Annotated in this window: 18 protein-coding genes and 1 pseudogene; 3 read left to right on the plus strand and 16 right to left on the minus strand. The window is 62.6% G+C overall.

Annotated elements, in window-relative coordinates; translation table 11 throughout:
* Positions 1 to 36 precede the first annotated feature (36 nt).
* The 4 genes from C380_RS16200 to C380_RS16215 form a co-directional block, all read right to left on the minus strand.
* On the minus strand, positions 37 to 825 hold the full coding sequence (locus C380_RS16200; protein WP_369750456.1) for an amino acid ABC transporter ATP-binding protein: 789 nt from the start codon (positions 823 to 825) through the stop codon (positions 37 to 39).
* Positions 826 to 976: 151 nt separating this feature from the next.
* A complete protein-coding gene (locus C380_RS16205) occupies positions 977 to 1783 on the minus strand; it encodes a transporter substrate-binding domain-containing protein (RefSeq protein ID WP_015014908.1) in 807 nt (268 codons plus the stop codon).
* A 65-nt stretch (positions 1784 to 1848) separates the two neighbouring features.
* Complete coding sequence (locus C380_RS16210; protein ID WP_015014909.1) at positions 1849 to 2502, minus strand: amino acid ABC transporter permease; 654 nt, start codon at positions 2500 to 2502, stop codon at positions 1849 to 1851.
* A gap of 11 nt (positions 2503 to 2513) precedes the next feature.
* On the minus strand, positions 2514 to 3185 hold the full coding sequence (locus C380_RS16215) for an amino acid ABC transporter permease (RefSeq protein WP_015014910.1): 672 nt from the start codon (positions 3183 to 3185) through the stop codon (positions 2514 to 2516).
* Positions 3186 to 3387: 202 nt separating this feature from the next.
* On the opposite strand from C380_RS16215, the gene hemH reads away from it, so the two are divergent.
* Together hemH and C380_RS16225 are read left to right on the plus strand one after the other, a co-directional pair.
* Positions 3388 to 4500 (plus strand): ferrochelatase, encoded by a 1113-nt coding sequence (gene hemH, locus C380_RS16220; protein ID WP_015014911.1) that lies wholly within the window; start codon positions 3388 to 3390, stop codon positions 4498 to 4500.
* A 207-nt stretch (positions 4501 to 4707) separates the two neighbouring features.
* The gene (locus C380_RS16225) at positions 4708 to 7194 is read left to right on the plus strand and encodes a Lon protease family protein (protein ID WP_015014912.1); all 2487 of its coding nucleotides are present in this window, start codon (positions 4708 to 4710) and stop codon (positions 7192 to 7194) included.
* 63 nt (positions 7195 to 7257) lie between these two features.
* Here C380_RS16225 and C380_RS16230 read toward each other — a convergent pair whose 3' ends face one another.
* The 11 genes from C380_RS16230 to C380_RS16280 form a co-directional block, all read right to left on the minus strand.
* The gene (locus C380_RS16230; protein ID WP_015014913.1) at positions 7258 to 7962 is read right to left on the minus strand and encodes an ABC transporter ATP-binding protein; all 705 of its coding nucleotides are present in this window, start codon (positions 7960 to 7962) and stop codon (positions 7258 to 7260) included.
* A complete protein-coding gene (locus tag C380_RS16235; RefSeq protein ID WP_015014914.1) occupies positions 7962 to 8711 on the minus strand; it encodes an ABC transporter ATP-binding protein in 750 nt (249 codons plus the stop codon). Before C380_RS16235 ends, C380_RS16230 begins: the two co-directional genes overlap by 1 nt.
* Positions 8711 to 9760 (minus strand): branched-chain amino acid ABC transporter permease, encoded by a 1050-nt coding sequence (locus C380_RS16240; RefSeq protein ID WP_148279983.1) that lies wholly within the window; start codon positions 9758 to 9760, stop codon positions 8711 to 8713. The genes C380_RS16235 and C380_RS16240 overlap by 1 nt, the downstream gene beginning before the upstream one ends.
* A 1-nt stretch (position 9761) precedes the next feature.
* Entirely contained in the window at positions 9762 to 10655 is an 894-nt protein-coding gene (locus tag C380_RS16245) for a branched-chain amino acid ABC transporter permease (RefSeq protein ID WP_108499321.1), read from the minus strand.
* Between the two features lie 22 nt (positions 10656 to 10677).
* Positions 10678 to 11847, minus strand: coding sequence for an ABC transporter substrate-binding protein (locus C380_RS16250; RefSeq protein WP_015014917.1), 1170 nt, complete (start codon positions 11845 to 11847; stop codon positions 10678 to 10680).
* A gap of 68 nt (positions 11848 to 11915) precedes the next feature.
* Entirely contained in the window at positions 11916 to 12728 is an 813-nt protein-coding gene (locus C380_RS16255; protein WP_015014918.1) for an enoyl-CoA hydratase/isomerase family protein, read from the minus strand.
* A 60-nt stretch (positions 12729 to 12788) separates the two neighbouring features.
* Positions 12789 to 14336, minus strand: a complete 1548-nt coding sequence (locus C380_RS16260) for an AMP-binding protein (RefSeq protein ID WP_015014919.1) — start codon at positions 14334 to 14336, stop codon at positions 12789 to 12791.
* Positions 14329 to 14832, minus strand: coding sequence for a (2Fe-2S)-binding protein (locus tag C380_RS16265; RefSeq protein WP_015014920.1), 504 nt, complete (start codon positions 14830 to 14832; stop codon positions 14329 to 14331). Before C380_RS16265 ends, C380_RS16260 begins: the two co-directional genes overlap by 8 nt.
* Positions 14829 to 15644 carry a xanthine dehydrogenase family protein subunit M gene (locus tag C380_RS16270; RefSeq protein WP_015014921.1) on the minus strand — a complete coding sequence of 272 codons (816 nt, stop codon included), beginning with the start codon at positions 15642 to 15644 and terminating at the stop codon, positions 14829 to 14831. The genes C380_RS16265 and C380_RS16270 overlap by 4 nt, the downstream gene beginning before the upstream one ends.
* Complete coding sequence (locus C380_RS16275; RefSeq protein WP_015014922.1) at positions 15641 to 18646, minus strand: molybdopterin cofactor-binding domain-containing protein; 3006 nt, start codon at positions 18644 to 18646, stop codon at positions 15641 to 15643. Before C380_RS16275 ends, C380_RS16270 begins: the two co-directional genes overlap by 4 nt.
* Before the next feature lie 147 nt (positions 18647 to 18793).
* Positions 18794 to 19672, minus strand: coding sequence for an AraC family transcriptional regulator (locus C380_RS16280; protein WP_015014923.1), 879 nt, complete (start codon positions 19670 to 19672; stop codon positions 18794 to 18796).
* Positions 19673 to 19867: 195 nt separating this feature from the next.
* On the opposite strand from C380_RS16280, the pseudogene C380_RS24590 reads away from it, so the two are divergent.
* Positions 19868 to 20204, plus strand: a pseudogene (locus C380_RS24590) (transposase); the annotation flags it as partial.
* A 511-nt stretch (positions 20205 to 20715) separates the two neighbouring features.
* On the opposite strand, the gene C380_RS16285 reads toward C380_RS24590, so the two are convergent.
* Positions 20716 to 21018 carry a putative quinol monooxygenase gene (locus tag C380_RS16285; protein ID WP_007182542.1) on the minus strand — a complete coding sequence of 101 codons (303 nt, stop codon included), beginning with the start codon at positions 21016 to 21018 and terminating at the stop codon, positions 20716 to 20718.
* Positions 21019 to 21076 lie beyond the last annotated feature (58 nt).

Genomic DNA, 21076 nt, shown 5'->3' on the forward strand with positions numbered 1-21076 from the left:
AGGGCAGAGGCCATCAACCGCACGACCTGCCAGGTCTCAATGTGCGTGGTGGGAACTCAGGATCTGGCCCAGGAACTGCCGCGTCTTGTCTTGCTGCGGCTGGCCAAAGAACTGCTGAGGCGGCGCCTGCTCCAGGATCTTGCCGTCGGCCATGAAGATCACGCGGTCGGCCACGCTGCGGGCAAAGCCCATTTCGTGCGTCACGCACAGCATGGTCATGCCGTCTTCGGCCAGGCTGATCATGGTGTCCAGCACTTCCTTGACCATCTCGGGGTCGAGCGCCGAGGTGGGCTCGTCAAACAGCATCACCTTGGGCGCCATGCACAGCGCCCGCGCAATCGCCACGCGCTGCTGCTGCCCGCCCGACAGCTGGCTCGGGTGCTTGTGCGCCTGCTCGGGGATGCGCACGCGGGTGAGGTACTTCATGGCCACTTCTTCCGCCTGGGCCTTGCTCATGCCGCGTGAACGCATGGGGGCCAGCGTGCAGTTTTCCAGAATGGTCAGGTGGGGGAACAGGTTGAACTGCTGGAACACCATGCCCACTTCAGCGCGCACGGCGTCCACGTTCTTGCCGCCGGCGGTCAGGTCAATGCCATCGACCTCAATACGGCCCTTTTGCACCGTCTCAAGCCGGTTGATGCAGCGAATCAGCGTGGACTTGCCCGAGCCCGATGGCCCGCAGATCACGATGCGCTCGCCGGGCCGCACCGACAGGTTGATGTCGGTGAGCACCTGGAAGCTGTCGTACCACTTGTTGACTCCCTCCATCGTGATGATGGGGGGTGCACCGGTGGTGGTCATCGTCGTAGTGACTGCGTCCGTCATTGTCAAAGGCTCCTGGGATGTCTCGCTCTGTTCGACTGAGAGCGGATAAGAAAACTCAGCGAAGCGGTTCTGGCTAGGCGCTGCGTCGCAGGCAGTACGGGTAGTACGACAAGACGCTGCAACGACGCCAGAAGAGTTTTATTAACCGCTCTTACTGCAGCTTGGGCAGGTCGGCGCCCAGCCACTTTTGATACAGCTTGTTCAGCTCGCCATTGGCGGTGTTGCGGGCCACAAAGTCGTTCACGGCCTTGGTCAGCTCGTCCTGGCCGGGGCGCAGGGCAATGCCCATGGCTTGCTGCAGCAGGTTGAACTTGTTCTCAAACGTGTTGGCGGGCACGCGCTTGGCGATCTGCGCGGCCACGGTGACCGAGCAGCCAATCGCATCGACCTGGCCCGAGATCAGGGCCTGCATGGCCGATGCGTCGTCGTCAAAGCGGCGGATTTCGGTGCCCTCGGGCGCGGCCTTGGTCACGGCCACGTCTTGGGTGCTGGCACGGGCCACGCCCACGCGCACGGTCTTCAGGTCGGCAGCGCTCTTGATGTTGGCGCCGGTCTTGCCGTACAGCACGATGGTGGCGGCCGCATAAGGCTGCGAGAACTGCACCTGCTTGGCACGCTCGGGCGTGATGGCCAGCGAGGCCACCAGCACATCGACCTTGTTGGTCAGCAGAAACGGAATGCGGTTGGGGCCGGTGACGGGCACGATGTTGGCCTTCACGCCCAGGTCCTTGGCCAGCAGCTTGGCCACGTCGGCGTCGTAGCCATCGGGCTGGTTTTGTGCGTTGGTGGTGCCGTAGGGCGGAAAGTCCACCAGCATGCCGATGGTGATCTCACCCTTCTTCTTGATGTCGGCCACGGACTGTGCCGAGGCCAGCGGCGCAAACGCCGTGAGGGCGGCGCCCAGGCCCAAGGCGGCCAAAGCGGCGGTGGCGGTGCGGCGTTGCAAAGAAAAAGTCATCGCATGTCTCCTGGTGGTTGGTGTGAACGAGAACAGAAAGAAAAAAGAGGGTTGCGGCGCGTGGGTCAGCGCGCCAGAGCACGGGCGCGCTTGCGCTCCATGCGTGCGGCCAGCAGCGACAGCGGCCAGCAGATCACGAAGTACAGCGCGGCCACGGTGGTGAACACATGCAGCGGCTGAAACGTGGCGTTGTTGATGATCTGGCCCGCCCGCGTGATCTCGGTGAAGCCGATGATGGCGGCCAGCGACGTGCCCTTGATGATCTGCACCATGTAGCCCACCGTGGGTGGCAGCGCAATCTTGAAAGCCTGGGGCAACACCACAAACCGCATGCGGGCCACGTACTTGAGGTTCAGCGCCTGGGCGGCTTCCCACTGGCCGCGTGGCACGGCCTCGATACACCCGCGCCAGATCTCGGCCAGAAACGCCGCGCTGTTCAGCACCAGCGCCACGCCCGCCGCCACCCAGGGGTTGATGTCAAACCCCAGCACCGGCGCGCCAAAGAAGATGAGGAACAGCTGCAGCAGCAGCGGCGTGCCCTGGAACACCTGGATGAACACCCGCGCCGCATTGCGCGCCGCAGCGTTCTCTGAGGTGCGCGACAGCGCCACCACCAGCCCCAGCAGCGCACCGCCGACGAAGGCAATGGCCGACAGCGCCAGCGTCCACTGCGCGGCCTGCACGATGAATAAAAACTCGGAGAGTCCGAAGGTACGCATGGTCGGTCTCCTTATCGGCGGTCGGGGTAGTTAAGGACGCGCTGATAGATCAGCTTGAACAGCGCCGAGAAACTCAGCGCCAGCGCCAAGTAGATGGCCGTCACCACGATGTAGATCTCGAAGCTGCGGAACGTCTGCGACTGCAGGTTGGCCGCCACCGAGGTCAGGTCGTCCGCCGAGATGACCGACACCACAGCCGAGCTGAGCATCAGCAAGATGAACTGGCTGGTGAGCGCCGGGTAGATGGCCTTGAGCGCGGGCTTGAGGATCACAAACCGAAAGATCTCCCACGGTTTGAGGTTGAGCGCCTTGCCCGCCTCGATCTGCCCCTTGGGGATGGACTCGATACCCGCCCGCACGATCTCGGCCGCATACGCCCCAAGGTTGACCACCATGGCGGTGAGTGCTGCCGTGTAGGGCGACCAGCGCAGGCCGATGGACGGCAGCGCAAAGAAGAAGAAAAACAGCTGCACCAGAAACGGCGTGTTGCGGATGACCTCGATGTACGCGTTGATCAGAAACCGCAGCCAGCCCGGCCCGCCGGTCTTGCCCCAGGCGCAAAAGATGGCCACCACCAGCCCCAGCAAAGTGGCGGTGAGCGACAGCTGCACGGTGATCCAGGTGCCCTTGAGCAGCAAGGGCCACGCGGCAAACACGGCATCGAACTGGAACTGGTAATTCACGGTGGACAGTCGTTATTCCAAAGTGGCGCCAGTTTATGAAACCGGTTTCATAACCACATTAGGGAATACCCGATGCACCCCAAAAAGGGGCTGAAAACACCTGAAGACGCTATGCCCAGCGCTGAACTCGTCGGCGGTGATGCGCCAGGCCGCAAATAGGCTCCCGGCCCGCACTGGCTCGGCGCGTGGGTGAAAATGCCGCATGCCTTCCTTCCACCCCGAACCCCCTTTCACCCACGGCCAGGCCGACCGCACTGCCGTGCTGCTGTGCAACCTGGGCACACCCGACGAACCCACGGCCCCGGCCGTGCGCCGGTATCTGGCGCAGTTTCTGGGTGACCACCGCGTGGTGGAGATCCCCAAGCTGCTGTGGATGCCCATCCTGCACGGCATCATCCTGCGCACCCGCCCGGCCAAGTCGGCCGCCAAATACGCCAGCATCTGGACGCCCGAGGGCTCGCCCCTGGCGCACTGGACGGCCAAGCAGGCCACGCTGCTGCGCGGCTGGCTGGGTGAGGCAGGCCACGCGGTGCTGGTGCGCCACGCCATGCGCTACGGCAACCCGTCCATCGCCAGCCAGCTCGATGCCCTCAAGGCCGAGGGCGCCACGCGCATCCTCATCCTGCCGCTGTACCCGCAATACTCCGCCACCACCACGGCCAGCGTGTTCGACGCCGTCTACACCTGGGCCGCTGCCACCCGCAACGTGCCCGAGCTGCGCTTTGTGAACCACTACCACGACGCCCCCGGCTACATCGACGCGCTGGCCCGCACCATCGAGACGCACTGGAAGCACCACGGCCAGCCCGACCAGCTGGTGATGAGCTTTCATGGCGTGCCCGAGCGCACGCTGCACCTGGGCGACCCCTACCACTGCGAGGCCCGCAAGACCGGCCGCCTGCTGGCCGAGCGCCTGGGCCTGCGCGAGGAGCGCTACCGCATCACCTTTCAGTCGCGCTTTGGCAAGGCCAAGTGGCTGGAGCCCTACACCCAGCCCACCATCGAGGCATTGGGCAAGGCAGGCACCCGCCGTGTGGACGTGGTGTGCCCCGGCTTCACCAGCGACTGCCTGGAGACGCTGGAAGAAATCAACATGGAAGTGCGCGAGGCCTTCTTGCACGCGGGCGGCAAGGAGTTTCACTACATCCCCTGCCTGAACGACAACCACCACTGGATCACGGCGCTGAGCCGCGTGGCCCAACAGCACCTGGCGGGCTGGCCCACCGAGGCCCCCACCGCCGCCGCACTGGCCGATGCGCGCAGCCACGCGCTGACCGGTGGTGCACCTGCCGGGGTATGCCCGGTGGCGCACTGATGCGCATGCCCATGCCATTCCGCATGCGAACGCAAAAGCGAATGGCACGGAGCGGCCTGCGCGCCCATGGTCACTCACTACATTATTGATAGCACCCAGGGCATATTGCACTAGCGCATCTGCCCGTTTTGGCTCATATTTTGGTCGCCAGGTGCTGCACGGCTGCCTGCCACGCACTCCGCACCGCCCCCTCCTACACCCACATCAATGCCCGCTTTTGCCCTTGCCCCCCACCAGTTGCGTCTGACCATTGACCCCGCCACGCTGGGCTTTGCCAGCACCGCCGAGCTGCAAGACCTGCCCCTGCCCTGGATCGGGCAGGAGCGTGCCCAGGCCGCCGCGCAATTTGGTCTGGCCATGCAGCAGCCGGACTACCACCTGTTTGTGCTGGGTGAAGTGGGCAGCGGGCGGGCATCGCTGCTGCGCCAGGCCATGCAGGCCGAAGCCGCGAAACGCGCCGTGCCCCCCGACCTGTGCTACCTACACCACTTTGACCAGCCCGACCGCCCCCGCGCGCTGCGCCTGCCAGCGGGCGAAGGCCGCCTGCTGCGCCAGGGCATGGCCGACATGGCGCGCAGCCTGCAAGCCGACATCCCCAAGCGCCTGACCAGCCCCGACTTCAAGGCCGAGGCCGAGCGCATCGAAAAGACTTGGCAAGCGCAAGAAAACGAAGCCTTTGCCGCGCTGGACGCATTTGCCGAAGCGCGCCAGTTCCGCCTGAGCCGCGAGGCCGGGCACATGGTGTTCACCCTCACCGGCCCCAAGGGCCAGCCGCTGACCGAAGGCGAAGCGCGCGCCCTGCCCCGCGAGCGCCGCGCCGAGATCGACGCCGCCGAGCTGGAGCTGCGCGCCGAGATCGCCAAGTTTCTGGAAACCACCCGCCCGCTGGAGCGCACGCGCGACGACGCCCTGGCCGCCCTGCGCCGCCAGACCATCAAGCCCCTGGTGGAGCACGCACTGCACGGCATCCGCCAGGGCCTGCGCAAGCAGATCAAAGACGCCGTCAAGCTCACGCAGTGGCTGGACCAGGTAGAGCGCGCCGTGCTGGACCACATCGACCTCTTTGAGCCCGGCGACGCCGACCAAGGCCAGGACGCCGAAGACGACCGCAAGGACGCGCTGGACGACCTGCTGGCCCGCTGCCAGGTGAACGTGGTGGTGGACAACCACGGCCGCACCAGCGCCCCTGTGGTGGTGGAAGACAACCCCACGGCCCGCACCCTGTTTGGCAGCATTGAACACGGCGCCGACGCCGACACCGTGCAGGCCGACCACGCCAGCATCCACGCGGGAAGCCTGCTCAAAGCGCATGGCGGCTTCATCCTGCTGCACCTGCACGACCTGGCCGCCGAAGAAGGCCTGTGGCCGCGCCTGCGCCGCTTTCTGCGCTGTGGGCGCCTGCAGATCGAGGACGGCAGTGGCGGCGGCGGCCCCGCCCATGCGCCCGGCGGGGCCGGTGCACTGCAGCCCGAGCCGGTGGACGTGGACGTGAAGATCGTGCTGATCGGATCGGTGGAGGAGTACTACGCCCTGCAAGAGGCCGACCCCGACGCCGCCCGCCGCTTTCGCGTGAAGGTGGACTTTTCAGACCGGTTCATCGCCACTCCCGGCACCCACCAGTCCTCGGCCATCCTGGTCGCGCAAGTCTGCAAAAAGCGCGGCCTGCCCCACTTTGCCGCCGGTGCCGTGGCCCTGCTGCTGGAGCAATCACACCGCGAGGCCGACGACCAAGGCCGCCAAAGCGCCCGCTTTGCCCACACCGAAGCACTCGCCATCGAAAGCGCCGCCCTGTGCCAGGCCCGCGCAGGCACCGTGGTGCAAGCCGCCGACGTGCAAGCCGCCCTGGCCGCCCGCACCCTGCGCCACAACCAGCCCGAAGAAGAACTGCACGAATCCATCACCGAAGGCGAGCGCCTGATCACGCTGCAGGGTTCCATCACCGGCCAGATCAACGCCATGACGCAGATCGACCTGGGCGACTACCGGTTTGGCTTTCCGGTGCGCATCACCGCGCGCACCTTCGCCGGGCAAGAGGGCCTGCTCAACATCGAGCGCGAGGTCGATATGTCCGGCCCCATCCACGACAAGGGCGTGCTCATCCTGCACAGCTACCTCACCGCCCTGTTCAGCCACGTGGCGCCGCTGGCGCTCAATGCCTCCATCGTGTTCGAGCAGGAATACAGCGGCGTGGAAGGCGACTCCGCCTCGTGCGCCGAGCTGTACGCGCTGCTGTCCAGCCTGTCAGGCCTGCCCCTGCGCCAGGGCATTGCCGTGACGGGCGCATTGAACCAGCACGGCGAAGTGCTGCCCGTGGGCGGCATCAACGAAAAGATCGAAGGCTGGTTCCGCGCCTGCGCGACGGCAGGGCTGGACGGCACCCACGGCGTGCTGATCCCCGCCCGCAACCAACGCCACCTGATGCTGGACCGCAGCGTGCTGGACGCGGTGGAGCGCGGGCTGTTCCATGTCTACACCATGGGGCATGTGAGCGAAGGCATTGCGTTGCTGACGGGCGAGGCGTCGGGGATGAGCCCGGCGGAGTTGCTGCAGGCGCAGGCGGATGAATTGGCCGGAGGTGCTGCCACGGTGGAGGACACGGTGATGCAGCGGGCGGAGGTGACGCTGCGGGCGTATCGGAGGGCTTGCCAGGTGGCGGGGGGTGCGCGCAGGGGGCGCGCCGTTCGGAGACGCTAGGGATGCCTCCCCATTGTCTTGACGCCATCTCTGGAGTGATCGGCAGCCCAATGGGCTTTGAGCTCAGACCGCCAGTCGTTCCATTAGCGCAGAGCGGTCCGCTTGATTCGCGCCACCATCGAGTACTACCGAGCCGCGCTCTAGCATATAGAAACGGTTGACCAAGCCGATGGCACGATGGACGTTCTGCTCCACAAGGACGATGGGAATCCCCTCGCTCGCCAAGTTGCCAATCAAGGTGAACAACTCATCCACAATCATGGGCGCCAGACCCTCCGTGGGCTCATCGATGAGCAGCAGCTTTGGCTCACCAACGAGCACCCGCGCAATAGCAAGCATCTGTTGTTCGCCGCCCGACAAGGTGGTCCCCATCTGACGCCGACGCTCCGCAAGGCGCGGAAACCGCTGGTAGATTTCCTCCATTCGCCTGCGCGCGTCCAAGCGGCTGCGCGACGGGCACTGCATCTGACCCAGATGCAGGTTTTCTTCAACGGTCAGACCAGGAAAGATGCGCCTGTCCTCAGGCACAAGGCCAATGCCTCGGCGGCAGATTTGGTCTGCGCCGACGCCGTTAATTGATTCGCCGTTAAAGATGACATCCCCACTGGAGGGCGAGACCCAGCCGGCAATCGTCTTGATCACCGTGGTTTTACCCACCCCGTTGCGGCCAAACAGGCCAACCACTTCGCCATGGCCCACCTGCAGGTCTATTCCTTGCAAAACGTGGCTCAGCCCATAGTGGGTGTGAACGCCTTTGAGTTCCAACATCAGAGTTTCTCCCCGAAATAGGCGGCCTGAACCGCAGGATTGGCACGCACCTGTGCCGGAGTGCCCTCGGCGAGCTTCTGACCCTGGTGCATCACCACCACAAAGTCTGACAACTGCATCACCAGGTCCACGTCGTGCTCGACCAGCAAAATGGAAAGACCATGGTTGTGGGAGAGCCCCCGAATCAGTGATTCGGTCTCGCGGGTGTCGCCGTGGCTCATTCCCTGGGTTGGTTCGTCGAGGAGCAGCATGCGCGGGCGTGATGCCAGAGACACCGCAATTTCCAGTCGACGTTGCTCTCCGTGCGACAGATAGCCAGCGAGCTCATCTGCCTTGTTACGAAGGTCAAACTGCTCAAGGAGTTCGTCCACGCGCGCAGCAGCAGTCTGGCTGCGGGCCAGTGGGCGAAACAGGCCGCGCCCCTGCTCAAGGAACTGCGCTGCCAGGCGCAGGTTCTCGCGTACCGGAAGCTCAAAGAACAGATTGGTAATCTGGAACGAGCGGGACAGGCCGTATCTTAGAAGTTGGTGGGGAGCACGGCCCGTCACATCCTCCCCATCGAAACGCACCGACCCCGAAGAGGGACGTATGGCTCCGCTGATGAGGTTGAACAGGCTGCTTTTGCCAGCCCCGTTAGGGCCAATCACGGCCGTGATTTTTCCCGGCTGAGCCTCAAAGCTCACATCTTGAACTGCCTTGAGGGCGCCGAACTGAACGCTGATGCCTTTGACCGACAGAATGGGGTTCATCAACGGTTCTCCTTCTGGTTGCGTCGAGCATCTAGCCTGCGTTCTAGGGCAGGTATCGCATAGCCGATGAGGCCGCGCGGCATCAGAATCACAACCATCACGAACAACACGCCGATAACGATGTGGTGATGCGTGGTGAAGGAGCCCACCACGGAGCGCAGGCCAGTGAGGATGGCAGACCCATAGAGCGGGCCGATAAGTGTTCCGGTGCCACCGACGATGACGTTGATGACCGCGTTGCCAGAAACCTGGAAGAACATCAGTTCAGGCGAGACGAAGCCGCGCAGCATGGGATAGAGCGCACCACTGCAACCGGCAATGCACGCGGCTGCAACGAAGGCCCCCAGCTTGTAACGCCAGGGGTCCTCACCCAAGAAGGAGACTCGGTGCTCGTTGGTTCGGATGGCGTCGAGCTGGCGACCCACGGGTGTGTCCATGAGATAGCGCAACACCAGGTAGAGCGCGCCGATAAAGGCGAGCACCACCAGGAAGAAGCCCGATGGCGTCGCCGAGTTGACGCCCCACATGATGTGGGCCGAGGGCACGCCGATGATGCCGTCTGAGGCACCGAGCTCGCGGGTGTTGTAGACCACTTTGGACAGAACCTGGGCGAGGCCGAAGCTGATGAGTGCGAAGTAGACACCCTTGGCGCGAATGGCAATCAGCCCACCAATCAGACCGACCACAGCACTGAAAGCCAGGGTGACGCCCAAAGCCAGCCAGAAGGAATCGCTCCAGTTCTTGAGCACCAACGCAGAGACGTATGCCCCCAGGCCAAAGAACAGCGCTTGTCCCAACGGCAGCAGGCCAACCCTGCCCAGCAGAAGGTCCACGGACAGGGCCAGACCTCCAAAAATCAGCGCTTCCGTTGCCAGGCGCAGGTAGAAGACGTCCCTCAGGGCCAGCGCGATGCCACCAAACAGCAGCGCACCGGCGAAGAACAAAATGGCTAGCCAGGTGGCAGCAGAGCGGCGCGGCCGCTCGCTGCTCGCCGTGGCTACAGCGCCGCCACGTGGGCCAATCGTCGAAGAAGATGCTGGTGTGCTCATTTCAGGCGCTCCCAAGTTTTCCGAACAAGCCTTGCGGGCGCCACATCAGCACGAGGACCATGATGCCGAACAACAGGGGGTCGCTCCACACCGGGGAGATGTAAAGGCTGGAGATGGACTGCACCTGCGTGAGCAACAGGCCTGCCAGCAAAGCACCCTTGATGGAGCCCATGCCGCCGATGATGACCACGCTGAAGGCGATCAGGACGAAGTCCTTTCCCATGGTCGGAAACACCGAGTAGATGGGGGCCAGCAAAACGCCAGCGATACCAGCCAGGGCCACCCCGAAGGCAAAGGTGCCCGCGTAGACGAGCTGTACCGGAACACCCAGCGAGGCGCTCATGTTCCGGTCATATGCGGCCGCTCGAACGATGGCACCCAGCGAGGTGCGAAAGACCAGCAGCCATACCCCAGCGATGAGCGCCCCCCCGAACAGCATGACAAAGAGACGGTAGTTGGGAAAGAACAATCCCAGCATCTCGGTGGCGCCGCTGATGGGCGCCTCCAGGCGAAGGGGGTTGGCGCCGAACGCAATCTTGAGCGCGTCTTCCAGCACCACCGCCACGCCGAAGGTCAGGAGCAGGGTCAGCGTGTGCCGGTCCTTGCTGTGAAACACCCGCTGGATTAGTCCTCTCTCGGTGACGAAGCCCAACACCGCCATCAGGAGCGGCGTCAGGACCAAAGCCCACCAGAACGACATGCCCGTCGCCAACAAGGCGACGGCAAGGTAGGCTCCTATGGCGTAGAACTCGCCATGGGCCATGTTGATGACATCCAGCAGACCGAAGATGATGGTCAGGCCCAATGCCATCAACACCACGGCCACGCCAATGGACAGGCCGTTAATCATCTGTGGTGCTAGTACGAACTGCAGCCATTCCATGGCGTTGCTCATGGTGTTGGACTCGGTCGTGGCTTCAGAATCGCGTGCAGACGTCGGCGCCGATGGCCGCGTCGGCCTTGACCTGGCCCACCAGCTCGAACTTGCCGTTGGTCACACGCATCGCGTACATGTCCTGCATGGCCTGGTGGTCACCGGCACGCATGGTCTTTGTGCCTTGAGGGGTGCTCCACTGCAGCCCACGCATGGCGGCCCGCACCTTGTCGGTGTCGGTGCTGCCTGCCTTCTCGACCGCTGCCTTGTAGAAGAACAACACGCCATAGCTGTCGGCGCCGTAGAGGTCCGGTGCGCTCTTGTTGGCGGCTTCGAAGTCGGCTACAAACTTGCGGTTCTCGGCGCTGTCGATGCTCGTTGCATAGCCCACGCCGGTCACAAAGCCGTCCGCGTTCTTGCCGATGGCGGGCAGGTTTTGCGAGGTCACGGTGCCGGAGGCCCCAACCACCTGAACGTTGCGGTTGATTCCGAACTCAGACATCTGGGAGAACAGGCGCACCGTGTCGTTACCTGCAACCGAGGTGTAAATCACGGCAGGACGCGACGAACGCATCTGACCGAAGAACGGGGAGTAGTCCTTGTTGTCCAGCGGAGCAAACACCTCGCCCACTGATTTTGCGCCCTTGGCTTCCGCAGCAGACTTGAATGCTGCCACCGTGCTACGGCCCATTTCGTAGTCGGGTCCGAGATAAAAGACGTTGGCATTGGGCCGTGTGCGAGCTATCCAGTCGGCCAGTGCAGCAGACTGCATACCTGCCCGTGCGTTCACGCGGAACACATTAGGAGAGCACTTGTCACCAGTGATGGAGTCGGCAAATGAAACGGTGGTTGCAATGAGGCGGTTGTTGCGCTCTGCTACCTGACCCACAGCAAGGGTGGCGCCGCTATTGACCGTGCCGGTCAGGAAGTCGACCTTGTTGACCTGGAAGAGCTTCTCTGCCTTTTGCACAGCAACAGCCGGGTTGGCTTCTTCGTCTTCATAGACCAGCTCGAGCTGTCGACCGGCCACTCCGCCGGCGGCATTGATTTGGCGCGCGGCAAGGTCCAGGCCCCATTTCACCTGCTGGCCAATGCCTGCATAGGTACCGGACAGTGGCGTCACGACGCCGATGCGGATGGGCTGGTTCTGCGCAGCAGCGCTGCTTGCAATACAGGCAATCGACAGGGCGATGGCAGTGTTTCTGGTTTTCACGTATGTCTCCTCGTTGGGTTGTTAGTGGTCAAGCAGCAGGGGGAAGCTGGGGAACGAATTCAGGAAACTCAGGTGCCCGTGAAGCGGGCACGACGCTTGTCATGGAATGCTTCGACACCTTCTCTGAAGTCGTCAGAGCTACGCAGGCGCGAATAGCAGTGGCCTTCAAGTTCGATGGCAATCGACAGGGGCGAGTCCTCGGTGTCGTTGAGCAGCTTCTTTGCAGTACGTTGGGCAAGTGGGGAGAAACCACGCAGCTCGTCGACCAGTGCGTCGGTTGCTGCTTCCAGCTCCGCATCGGGCACACACTCGGTCGCTACACCCCAGTCGTAGGCCTGCGGGCCCGTGATGCGACGACTGCGCATCACGATGTCCTTCGTGCGCGTGATACCAACCATCTTCTGCAAACGTGCAGAGCCGCCGGAGCCAGGAATCTGGCCCAACTTTTGCTCGGGTAGCGCATACAGCGTGGTGGGTGTTACGAGACGGAAGTCGCACGCCAGGGAGAGTTCAAAGCCCACACCAAAGCAGTAGCCACGGGCAGCGGTCACGACAGGCTTGCTGCAGCGGGCGGGTGCTGCAACGTTCCATGCGAGCTTGCTCACGTGCTCGGGAGAGGCCTCAAGGAAGCCCTTGATGTTGCCGCCGCTGGAGAAGTGCTCTCCTTCCGAGCGAAGGACGATGACGCGCACGCTGTCGTTGGCATCCAGCGCTTCAAATGTGATGCGCAGCTGCTCTCGCTGGGTCATGGAGATCACGTTGAACGGGGGACGGCACAGGACGATGTCAGCGCGTTCACGCGATGGGTCTATCTCCACGCGGTAGCCGTCCAGGGTGGAGCTCAGCGTGAGCGCAGGATGGTTGAGGTCATTGAGTTGCATGATTTCCTTTGCGACTGGTTAAAGAGGGTTTGAAGAAATGAATGGATTGATGGACACGCATCAAGCGGGTGGCACCTGAGGCAGCGGAGGTCGCGCTGCTTCAAATTCGCCTGCTACCAACTTGCGGCGCAGGACCTTTCCGACGGGGGATTTGGGGATTTCGCGAACAAATACGTACTCGCGAGGACGCTTGAAGTTCACGAGGTCAGAGGCGCGGCAGTGGGCATCCAGGGCATCAGCCCCCACGGCGTCATGGGCCTTCACGAACGCCACCACCCGCTGCCCCCATCGCTCGTCCTTCAGGCCAGCTACAGCCACCTCATCGACACTGGGGTGCAAAGAGAGCACCGACTCGATGTCCACGGGTGAGATGTTTTCGCCGCCGCTGATAATCATGTCGTCGACGCGACCGGTCACGAAGAGGTCACCCTCTGCATCGAGGTATCCCGTGTCGCCCGTGAAGTACCAGCCGTCACGCAGGCTCCGCGCGTTCGCTTCGGGGCGGTTGTGATAACCCTCGAACGCTTCGTCGCTGAGGAGCTCGGCCACAATCTGGCCTTCTTCGAGAGGCGCTGCCACGTCTTCCGGGCTCTTGGCATCGAGCTTGATGACACGCAGTCGTGTGTTGATGCCTGCACGTCCGGCAGAGCCGGGCTTACCCACGGCGTCCTGATTGATTGAGAACGTGTAAATCTCGCTGCTGCCGTAGTGGTTGACGAAGAGTTCGGGCTGGAACGCCTGCTGAAGCCGCAGCAGCAGCGCATCGTGCATGGGAGCACCGGCAAAGCCGAGCTTGCGCACCGAGTGGGTGTCAGTTCGCTTGAACTCTGGGTGCGCAAGGAGGTCGTGGTACAGCGTGGGCACGAGGTACAGATGACTCACCCGCTCCGATTCGATGGCTCTCAACGCCGTGGCGGCATCAAATCGGGGCATGCAGACAAAGCGCCCATCGACAAGGGCCATTGTCAGCAGAGAACGCACACCCATGGTGTGGTACAGCGGCATCACGCCAAGGGTGCGTTCCCCGTACGCATAGCGGTTTTGAGCCACGTGGGCGAGTGCCGCCACCCTCTCCGTACGCTGGCGCCGTGGGACGCCTTTGGGCGCGCCCGTTGTGCCCGACGTGTAGAGCATCAAGGACAGGTCTTCGGCGCGGGCCAAAGGTGTGGGGTCTCGGCGTTCTTTGAGCAAGTCATCAAAGCGGGGCGCCTCACTATGCACCGTGCCCACGGCCATGCGCGTAACGGTCTTGCCGAGAACGGAGCTCTCCAGCGACTCTTCCGACGCAGCCTCGAACACCAGAAGACGTGCCTCGGAGTCACGCAGCACGTAGTCAACCTCCTCGGGCTTGGCGCGCCAGTTCAGTGGCGTCATCACGAGGCCAGAGAACTGACAGGCCCAGTGCAGGGTGGCCGCTTCGTACCGGTTTTGCAGCACACTGAGGACATGGTCCCCATGACGCAATCCCAGGGCTGCCAGGCCACGCTGGACGCCGCCGATGGCGCGGGCCCACTCACCCCAGGTGAGCCGAACTGAGCCGTCGACAAGTGCTGTCGTGTTGGCAGAGCGGTCAACGCTCTGCAAAAAGGTTCTTCCAAGGTCAAGCACGGGACACCTCCAGGACGGCGTTTACGATGGGGGTGTATCCCGTGCAGCGGCAAATGTGGCCGCTGAGCATGTCGCGTACTTCATGCTCACTGGGTTGGTGGCCAGCGTCGTGCTGACGCTTCAACCAATCTGCGCTGGACATCAGAATTCCTGCGGTGCAAAAGCCGCACTGCAGCGCGTGGTGTCGCTTGAACGCAGCCTTGAGGCGAACGAGGTAATCATCTTGGTTCTCCGAGTCTTCGACCGTGTCAACACGACGACCTTCGACTTGCACCGCAAGCGTCAGGCAGGAGCGGCTTGCCACGCCATCGATCCGGACCGTGCAGGCGCCACAGACCCCGTGCTCGCATCCCACGTGCGTGCCTGTTGCGCCCAGTTCGTGGCGTAGAAAATCACTCAGCAGGGTTCGAGGTTGTGCGCGGCCCGAGCGGCTCCGCCCATTCAGGGTGAGCTGGACCAGGTGCAAACCTCCCTTGTCGAGAATTGGGGTATTCATGTTTGTCTCCGTGCTTGCTGGATGGCCTGGACAGCCAGGCGACGTAACAGATGGCGTCGCGTCGCTGCTGGGGTGGCCGGGTCGTCGCGCACATCAAGAGACCAGGCGAGCTCGTTCAACGCCTTGTCAAGTGCATCGCCCTCAAGTTGAGGAATGACTTCGGCGTGAGGTCTGTCACCAAGCCCTCCCACGGTCACTCGCAGTTCTTTTGCATCTGACACCACAGCCACTGCGCAAAGGGCGAAGTCACCATGGCGGCGCGAGTGTTCGGCAAAGCCAAACCCTTGCCCGCCCACCGGACGCGGAAAGCTCACCGCTTCAATCAGTTCATTGTTGGCGCGGGCGGTGCTCAGTAGCCCGGTGAAGAACTCGGAGGCAGGCACATCGCGACGTCCACGAGAGCTGAGCAGATGGACAACCCCCTTGAGTGCGAGCAGGCACAGTGGCAGCTCGGCCGATGGGTCTGCGTGAGCAATCGAGCCACAGACCGTTCCCCGATTTCGAATCTGAAAGTGGGAAATGTAGGGAAAGGCCAGCTTCAACAGCGGGGGGACATCCGGGTGGGCCTGAAGCTGCGCCTGGGTCACTGCCGCACCGACCCTCACTTCCCTGGAGCGGACCTCAATCATCGAGAGGGATTCGCAGCGCGAGATGTCAATCAGCAAAGAGGGCTGCGCAAGCCGCATGTTCAGCACAGCCATCAGCGACTGTCCGCCAGCAAGAATCCGGGCACCTTCGCCGAAACGTTCCAGAAGTTTCGCTGCAGCTTCAGCGCTGTCGGCACGGACATAGTCGAAGAGTGGTGGTTTCATTTCGTGACTCCCAGGCGAATCAGCAGGCGACGCCACCATGAGACGTTTGCATCACCCGCTCCCGAAGCCTGGCGACCCAGCGACTCGAAGAGTTGAGCGACGATGACTCTGGCGGCGCTCTCAATCATCCGGCTTCCCACCATGGCGACCTTTCCACCGACTTGCGCTCTGTAGTCGTAGTGCAGAAGGGTGCCTGTGGGTGTTGCTTCCAGTCGAACCAGGCCATCCCCCGCACCTGTGCCAAGGCTTGAGCTGCCACTGCCTGCCAAACGCAGGCTGTGCGGCGGTTGGATGTCCGACAGCTTGATGAGGGCCTCGTACCTGGCTTTGATGAGTCCAATGCCGACGGTCACGTCTGCGCGATATCGACCCTCCCCGTCGGTCTTCAATTCGTGGCAGCCAGGAATGACCTTAGCAAGTGCAACCGGGTCCAGCAGCACCGCGAACACACGCTCAGGCGTGGCGGCAATTTCCACTGTGCCCTGAGCGGACAGCGATAACCCCTCGCCAGCTGCAGCGGGTGCTGGCGCCGCTTTGCGAGCCAGCGGATTCGTCGACTCTGGGTCAGGCGTTTGAAGGTGCTCAAGAACACGAGCAGGTGTCAGCGGAAGCCTCACATCCTCCACATCGCCCAAGGGCCGCAGCGCGTCGCTGAATGCGTTGGCAATGCAAACGGGCGTGCTCATGTTGTTGCCTTCGCCCAAACCTTTGGCGCCTAATGGGGTAAAAGGGCTTGGCGTCTCCAGGTGGACGATGACCGGGTCAGGCGTCTCGCAGGCCGTTGGCATCAGGTAGTCGGCCAGCGTCCCGCTCTGAAAACTGCCGTCTGCACCGTAGCGGAACTCTTCGAGCAACGCAGCACCCAGCCCCTGCGTGAAGGCACCACGGATCTGGCCGTCGGCCAGTGCCGGATTCAGAAGTCGGCCGGCGTCGTGCGCAGTGATGTAGCGGTCGACCACGACAGCACCCGTATTGGGATCGATTTCGAGTCCGCAGACGTCGAAGACGAATCCATAGGCGGCAGAGGTGTTGACACGATCCTGCGCGTCAGGAGCACGCAGGGTTTCCGGCGTCCAGAACGCGGTCTCCCGCAGACCAGGCTCCACGCCATAAGGCAGTAGCCCCGGTGCCCAGTGCGGGCTGGCGGCAATGCGGGTGAACGGCTGCCTCTGCGATGGCTGCTCACGATTGAAGACCTGTCCGCCTTCGAAGCACACATCTTCAGCGGGACATCCCCAGCCTGCCGCCGCAATGCGAGAGACCTTGTCGCGAAGGCGTTGAGCTGCCAGATGCACGGTTCCGGCAACGGCGCCTGCAAAGCGGCTGCTGTAGTTGCCTGCAGCCACACTCCAGGCATCCTTGGCGGTGTCAAACTCGACATTAACCACCACCTGTGACGGCTCGAGACCAAACACGTCGGCCACCACCTGAGCGCACACCGTCATGTGGCCTTGGCCTGCAGGGGCGGACGCGATGGTAACGTTTATCCCGCCCAGCAGGTCGATGGCGACCGTGGCACTGGCAATCGCGCCGTTCTTCGGGCCTGCCTTGGCCCGCTGCTCGGGCGTGAGAACAGTGCTGATGTAGCCCATGTTGGACACCGATGGCTCGACGATGGCCGCCACTCCAATCCCGTACAGCTTTCCCGCCGCACGGGCGGCTGCTTGTCGCTCTCGCAGCTGATGAACATCCGCTTCGGCAATGGCCATCATCGCAAGGCGTGTGTAATCACCCGAGTCAAGCACCGCGCCTGCAGCAGCGGTGTAGGGAAAGGCATCGGATGGCACGAAGTTGCGAAGGCGCAGTTCGACCGGGTCGATGGCGAGCGCCACCGCGACGCGGTCCATCAGTCGCTCCAAGGCGTAGTACACCTGGGGCCCACCAAAGCCGCGAACGAGCCCAGTGGGGGTTTTGTTTGTGACGACAACGCGGTTTCGCACGGACAGGTTGTCGATGGCATACGGACCCGTGAGCGCTCCGTGCATACGATAGAACGTGGCGGGCTCAGGCGCACGCAGATAGGCCCCGACCTCGTCGGCCTGGTCGTACCGGAGCGCCAGGATCCGCCCCTCTGGCGTCACCGCGGCTTCAATGTGGGTCAGCCGTGCGGTGGCGGAGGTTGCCGCACTCAAATGTTCAAGCCGGTCTTCCACCCATTTCACCGGTGCGCCGGCCTTGCGGGATGCCAGGCACATCATGACGACGTAGGGGAAAACAGCCTGCTTTACGCCGAAGCTACCGCCCGAGTCGCGCGGTACGCGGTGGCGCAGCTTGTTGCCCGCCACCTTCAACGCCATCGCCATGACCGCATGCAAGGAGAACGGTCCCATGAAATTGGAGAGGACGTCATAGCCCTCATCGCCCGGCAGGTGCTCGGCGATGACAACACCACACTCCATCGGAGCGCATGTGTTTCTAGGGTAATGAACCGTGGTGCCGACGGTGCGAACACCAGGCGCGTTGAACGCCGACTCTGGGTCGCCATATCGGAACGCCCTGTCCGAGACGACGTTGGAGCCCACGGCTTCATGCAGCACCGTAGACGCCTCCGAGAGCGCTTGTTCAATCTCCAAGACCACGGGCAGTGGCTCATACTCGACTTGAACGAGGTCTAGAGCATCTTCAGCGATGTAGCGGTCTTCTGCCACCACCACGGCGACCGGCTCGCCGACGTGACGCACACGGTCCACGGCGAGAACCCAGTGCTGCATGGGTTGCTTCACTCCCACCACGAAAGGCTGTGCCCACGCCTTGACATCCTCTCCGGTCAAAACTGCGCGCACGCCAGGAAGTGCCAGAGCCTTGGTTGCGTCGACCCTAAGCAGCCGTGCATGGGGGTGAGGAGAGCGTAGAACCGCAGCCTCGAGCGTGCCGGGGCGAACGCCGATGTCATCTGCGAAAGCGCCTCTGCCGTTCAACAGTGCGTCATCTTCCAGGCGCTCGATACGCTGACCAACCCAGGCCCGGCGGGCCGCCTCTGCGAGTGAAGGGTCTGCATGCAATTTTGTCTCCTGAGCTGTCTGGCAGCTGCTTTTTTTCTACAGCGCCAGTGTCAGGAAACGAGACGGCTCAGCGTTATCGCTTGAGTCCACCCATTGATCCGCCAGTCGGGTAACTATCCAAATAGTCTGGTGACTTTTCGATAGAACCTAAATTTCTTCCACGCGCCGGTCGGAGGGGGGATCGAAAAGATTCACTTTGCGACGGTAGTCGGTGGGTGTGATGCCCAGGTGGGAGCGGAAGAAGCGCGAAAAATGGCTGGGCGCAGAAAAGCCCAACTCGTGAGACACGTCTCCAACGGCATCCTGCGTCTTCGTCAGCCGTTGAATTGCTGCTTCAAAGCGCAAGACGTTGGCGTAGACCAGAGGGGTGACTTGCGTATCGCGCTGAAAGAGCGTGAAAAAGTGTGCCCGCGACAGACCTGTCGAAGTCGCCAGCATGTCCACATCAAGCTCTCGCGCAACGTCCTGACGCATGATTGCAATTGCCCGGCGTACGCGCGGATCCATGGCAACGGGCGGCCGACTCTTCAGCAAGGTGGAGAGGTCACGCCAGCCGGTATAGCTCTCCACCACGGCAATGATGAGGTTGAACAAAAGGTCTTCGAGCCGAGAAGGCGAAACCTCGTCGTCCCACCAAAGCTCCAGGACGAACTCCTCCACCATCTTGCGGGTTGCGGGACTTAAGCGTACGCAGCGCTGCGGAAAAAATCGTGGATGGGCTGAAAGAGCAAGTGAGCGCTGCAGATCTGCGAGCCAGCCTGGCTCGATGTAGAGCGCCAGTATCAGCGTGTGCGCATCGGTCGGCGCGACATGCTCGTAAGCGTGTGGCTCCCAAGCGTTGACCAGAACGGCCAACTCGTCCGTGATAGGCGCACGTTCCCCCCGGACAATAAAGGCGCTGTCAGCCCCTCCTGCCTTGATGAGAATATGGCAATGATGATGGGCGTGCGCGACCAGCGGGGCGTCCATGTCAAGAAGGGCGACCCGTCCGAAGCGGCCTTGAAAAATCTTTATCGCAGAGGACAAGTTCGAACTCCTGCAGATTAAACAATACCCGGAGTTCTATCCCTTGGAAAGTGTCGGGGAGTTACTGAGGCCTGCAATTCAGCAAAACTCTGTTCGAAGCGCTGGCGTGCGGACCCATGGAACGGTGAGTGCCATTAACAGTGGCGATTAATTTTCCGGAGCCTGATGGAGACCTATTAGGAGTCTGCGCGGCAGGTGCGTGCGCAGTACACGACAGAGTTCAATCACGCGGCCGTTCGGCAGGTCCGCTCCGGTTAGGCGATTGTTGTGATGGCCAAGGTACTGGGCATTCCTAAAGCCAGCCTGGGCAACTGGGTACGTGTGTCAGCCAAGGGAGAATTGGACGGTGCGGGCTGTAGGGACAAGAGCATCAGGCGCTCGCCCGAGCAGATGAAGATACTCCAATTGCGTGCTAAGAATGCTCGCCTTCGCATGGAGCGCGACATCGCAAAAAAGCCGCGGCGTACTTCACGCAGGACACGCTGCGAGGTACGACTGGAGTCACCAGATGAGAAAACTGTACCCGGTGACGCAGAGCATCACGGCGATACCTCGGGTTTCCGTGATGATGTGACGCTTGCTGCCCAGCTTGACCCAATCCATCGGCTTGGGGTCGGTGTACAGTCCTCCGGGCGGGGCTGAGTACGCTGGCTCCGAACATGCTGAATCGGATGAAGTCCAGCTTCTCGACCTGCGCAGTGCATCGAGCAGCTTTCGTCAGGTGAAACTCGTGCCACACACCTGCTGCGTGCCAATCGCGCAGTCGCCGCCAGCAGGTCATGCCGCTGTCAAAGCCCAGTTCCTGCGGCAACAGTGCTGCGCTGACCTCATTGTTTTTGTTACGCGCCATGCTGCGTCAAACGCCGATCAGGTGTTTGACGGTGACATGGTTTTGTTAGCGGCTACGAACGCTGGACTGAGTCCTTCGCCACGAGCAGCCTGGGCCATGCCTTGATCCCCACCGGTCAATCGAGGGGTAGCACCGCGCAGGGCCGTGTGACACCCATCCTGCAGCGTGACCTGATGGGGTCAAGGCCGGGTTGTCATGCAGGCAGTTTGGCTGCAAGCAGTTCGACCTTCTCGATATTGGGCGGAGAACTCAGCAAGGTCGCGGCGTTGGCCATCAAGGCCGCGGCGATCTGGCCGTTCAGATGTGCCTGGCGACCTGCCTCATCGGCGAAGGCATCGAACACACCGAAGGTCGAAGGGCCAAACTTCAATGCGAACCAGGCAGTGGTGCCGGACTCGGCGTTGGCGAGCGGCAGTGCGCTGGCCAGGAAGTCGGCAAGCGCAGCCTCCTGGCCGGGTTTGGCTTCGAGGCGAACAAACAAGGCGAGCTTGGTCATGCTGTATTCCTTTGGGTAAATGGAAAAGTGGATGAAGGGATCGACGAAACTGCAGTCT

The organism is Acidovorax sp. KKS102, from assembly GCF_000302535.1.
GTDB lineage: Bacteria > Pseudomonadota > Gammaproteobacteria > Burkholderiales > Burkholderiaceae_C > Acidovorax.

Bases quoted from the DNA above. Each gene is read 5' to 3' on its own strand.
- C380_RS16240 (WP_148279983.1), bottom strand. From the start codon at position 9,760: ATGAGCACACCAGCATCTTCTTCGACGATTGGCCCACGTGGCGGCGCT.
- hemH (WP_015014911.1), top strand. From the start codon at position 3,388: ATGCCTTCCTTCCACCCCGAACCCCCTTTCACCCACGGCCAGGCCGAC.
- C380_RS16265 (WP_015014920.1), bottom strand. From the start codon at position 14,832: ATGAATACCCCAATTCTCGACAAGGGAGGTTTGCACCTGGTCCAGCTC.
- C380_RS16210 (WP_015014909.1), bottom strand. From the start codon at position 2,502: ATGCGTACCTTCGGACTCTCCGAGTTTTTATTCATCGTGCAGGCCGCG.
- C380_RS16235 (WP_015014914.1), bottom strand. From the start codon at position 8,711: ATGAACCCCATTCTGTCGGTCAAAGGCATCAGCGTTCAGTTCGGCGCC.
- C380_RS16200 (WP_369750456.1), bottom strand. From the start codon at position 825: ATGACGGACGCAGTCACTACGACGATGACCACCACCGGTGCACCCCCC.
- C380_RS16245 (WP_108499321.1), bottom strand. From the start codon at position 10,655: ATGAGCAACGCCATGGAATGGCTGCAGTTCGTACTAGCACCACAGATG.
- C380_RS16270 (WP_015014921.1), bottom strand. From the start codon at position 15,644: ATGAAACCACCACTCTTCGACTATGTCCGTGCCGACAGCGCTGAAGCT.
- C380_RS16285 (WP_007182542.1), bottom strand. From the start codon at position 21,018: ATGACCAAGCTCGCCTTGTTTGTTCGCCTCGAAGCCAAACCCGGCCAG.
- C380_RS16230 (WP_015014913.1), bottom strand. From the start codon at position 7,962: ATGTTGGAACTCAAAGGCGTTCACACCCACTATGGGCTGAGCCACGTT.
- C380_RS16205 (WP_015014908.1), bottom strand. From the start codon at position 1,783: ATGACTTTTTCTTTGCAACGCCGCACCGCCACCGCCGCTTTGGCCGCC.
- C380_RS16255 (WP_015014918.1), bottom strand. From the start codon at position 12,728: ATGCAACTCAATGACCTCAACCATCCTGCGCTCACGCTGAGCTCCACC.
- C380_RS16225 (WP_015014912.1), top strand. From the start codon at position 4,708: ATGCCCGCTTTTGCCCTTGCCCCCCACCAGTTGCGTCTGACCATTGAC.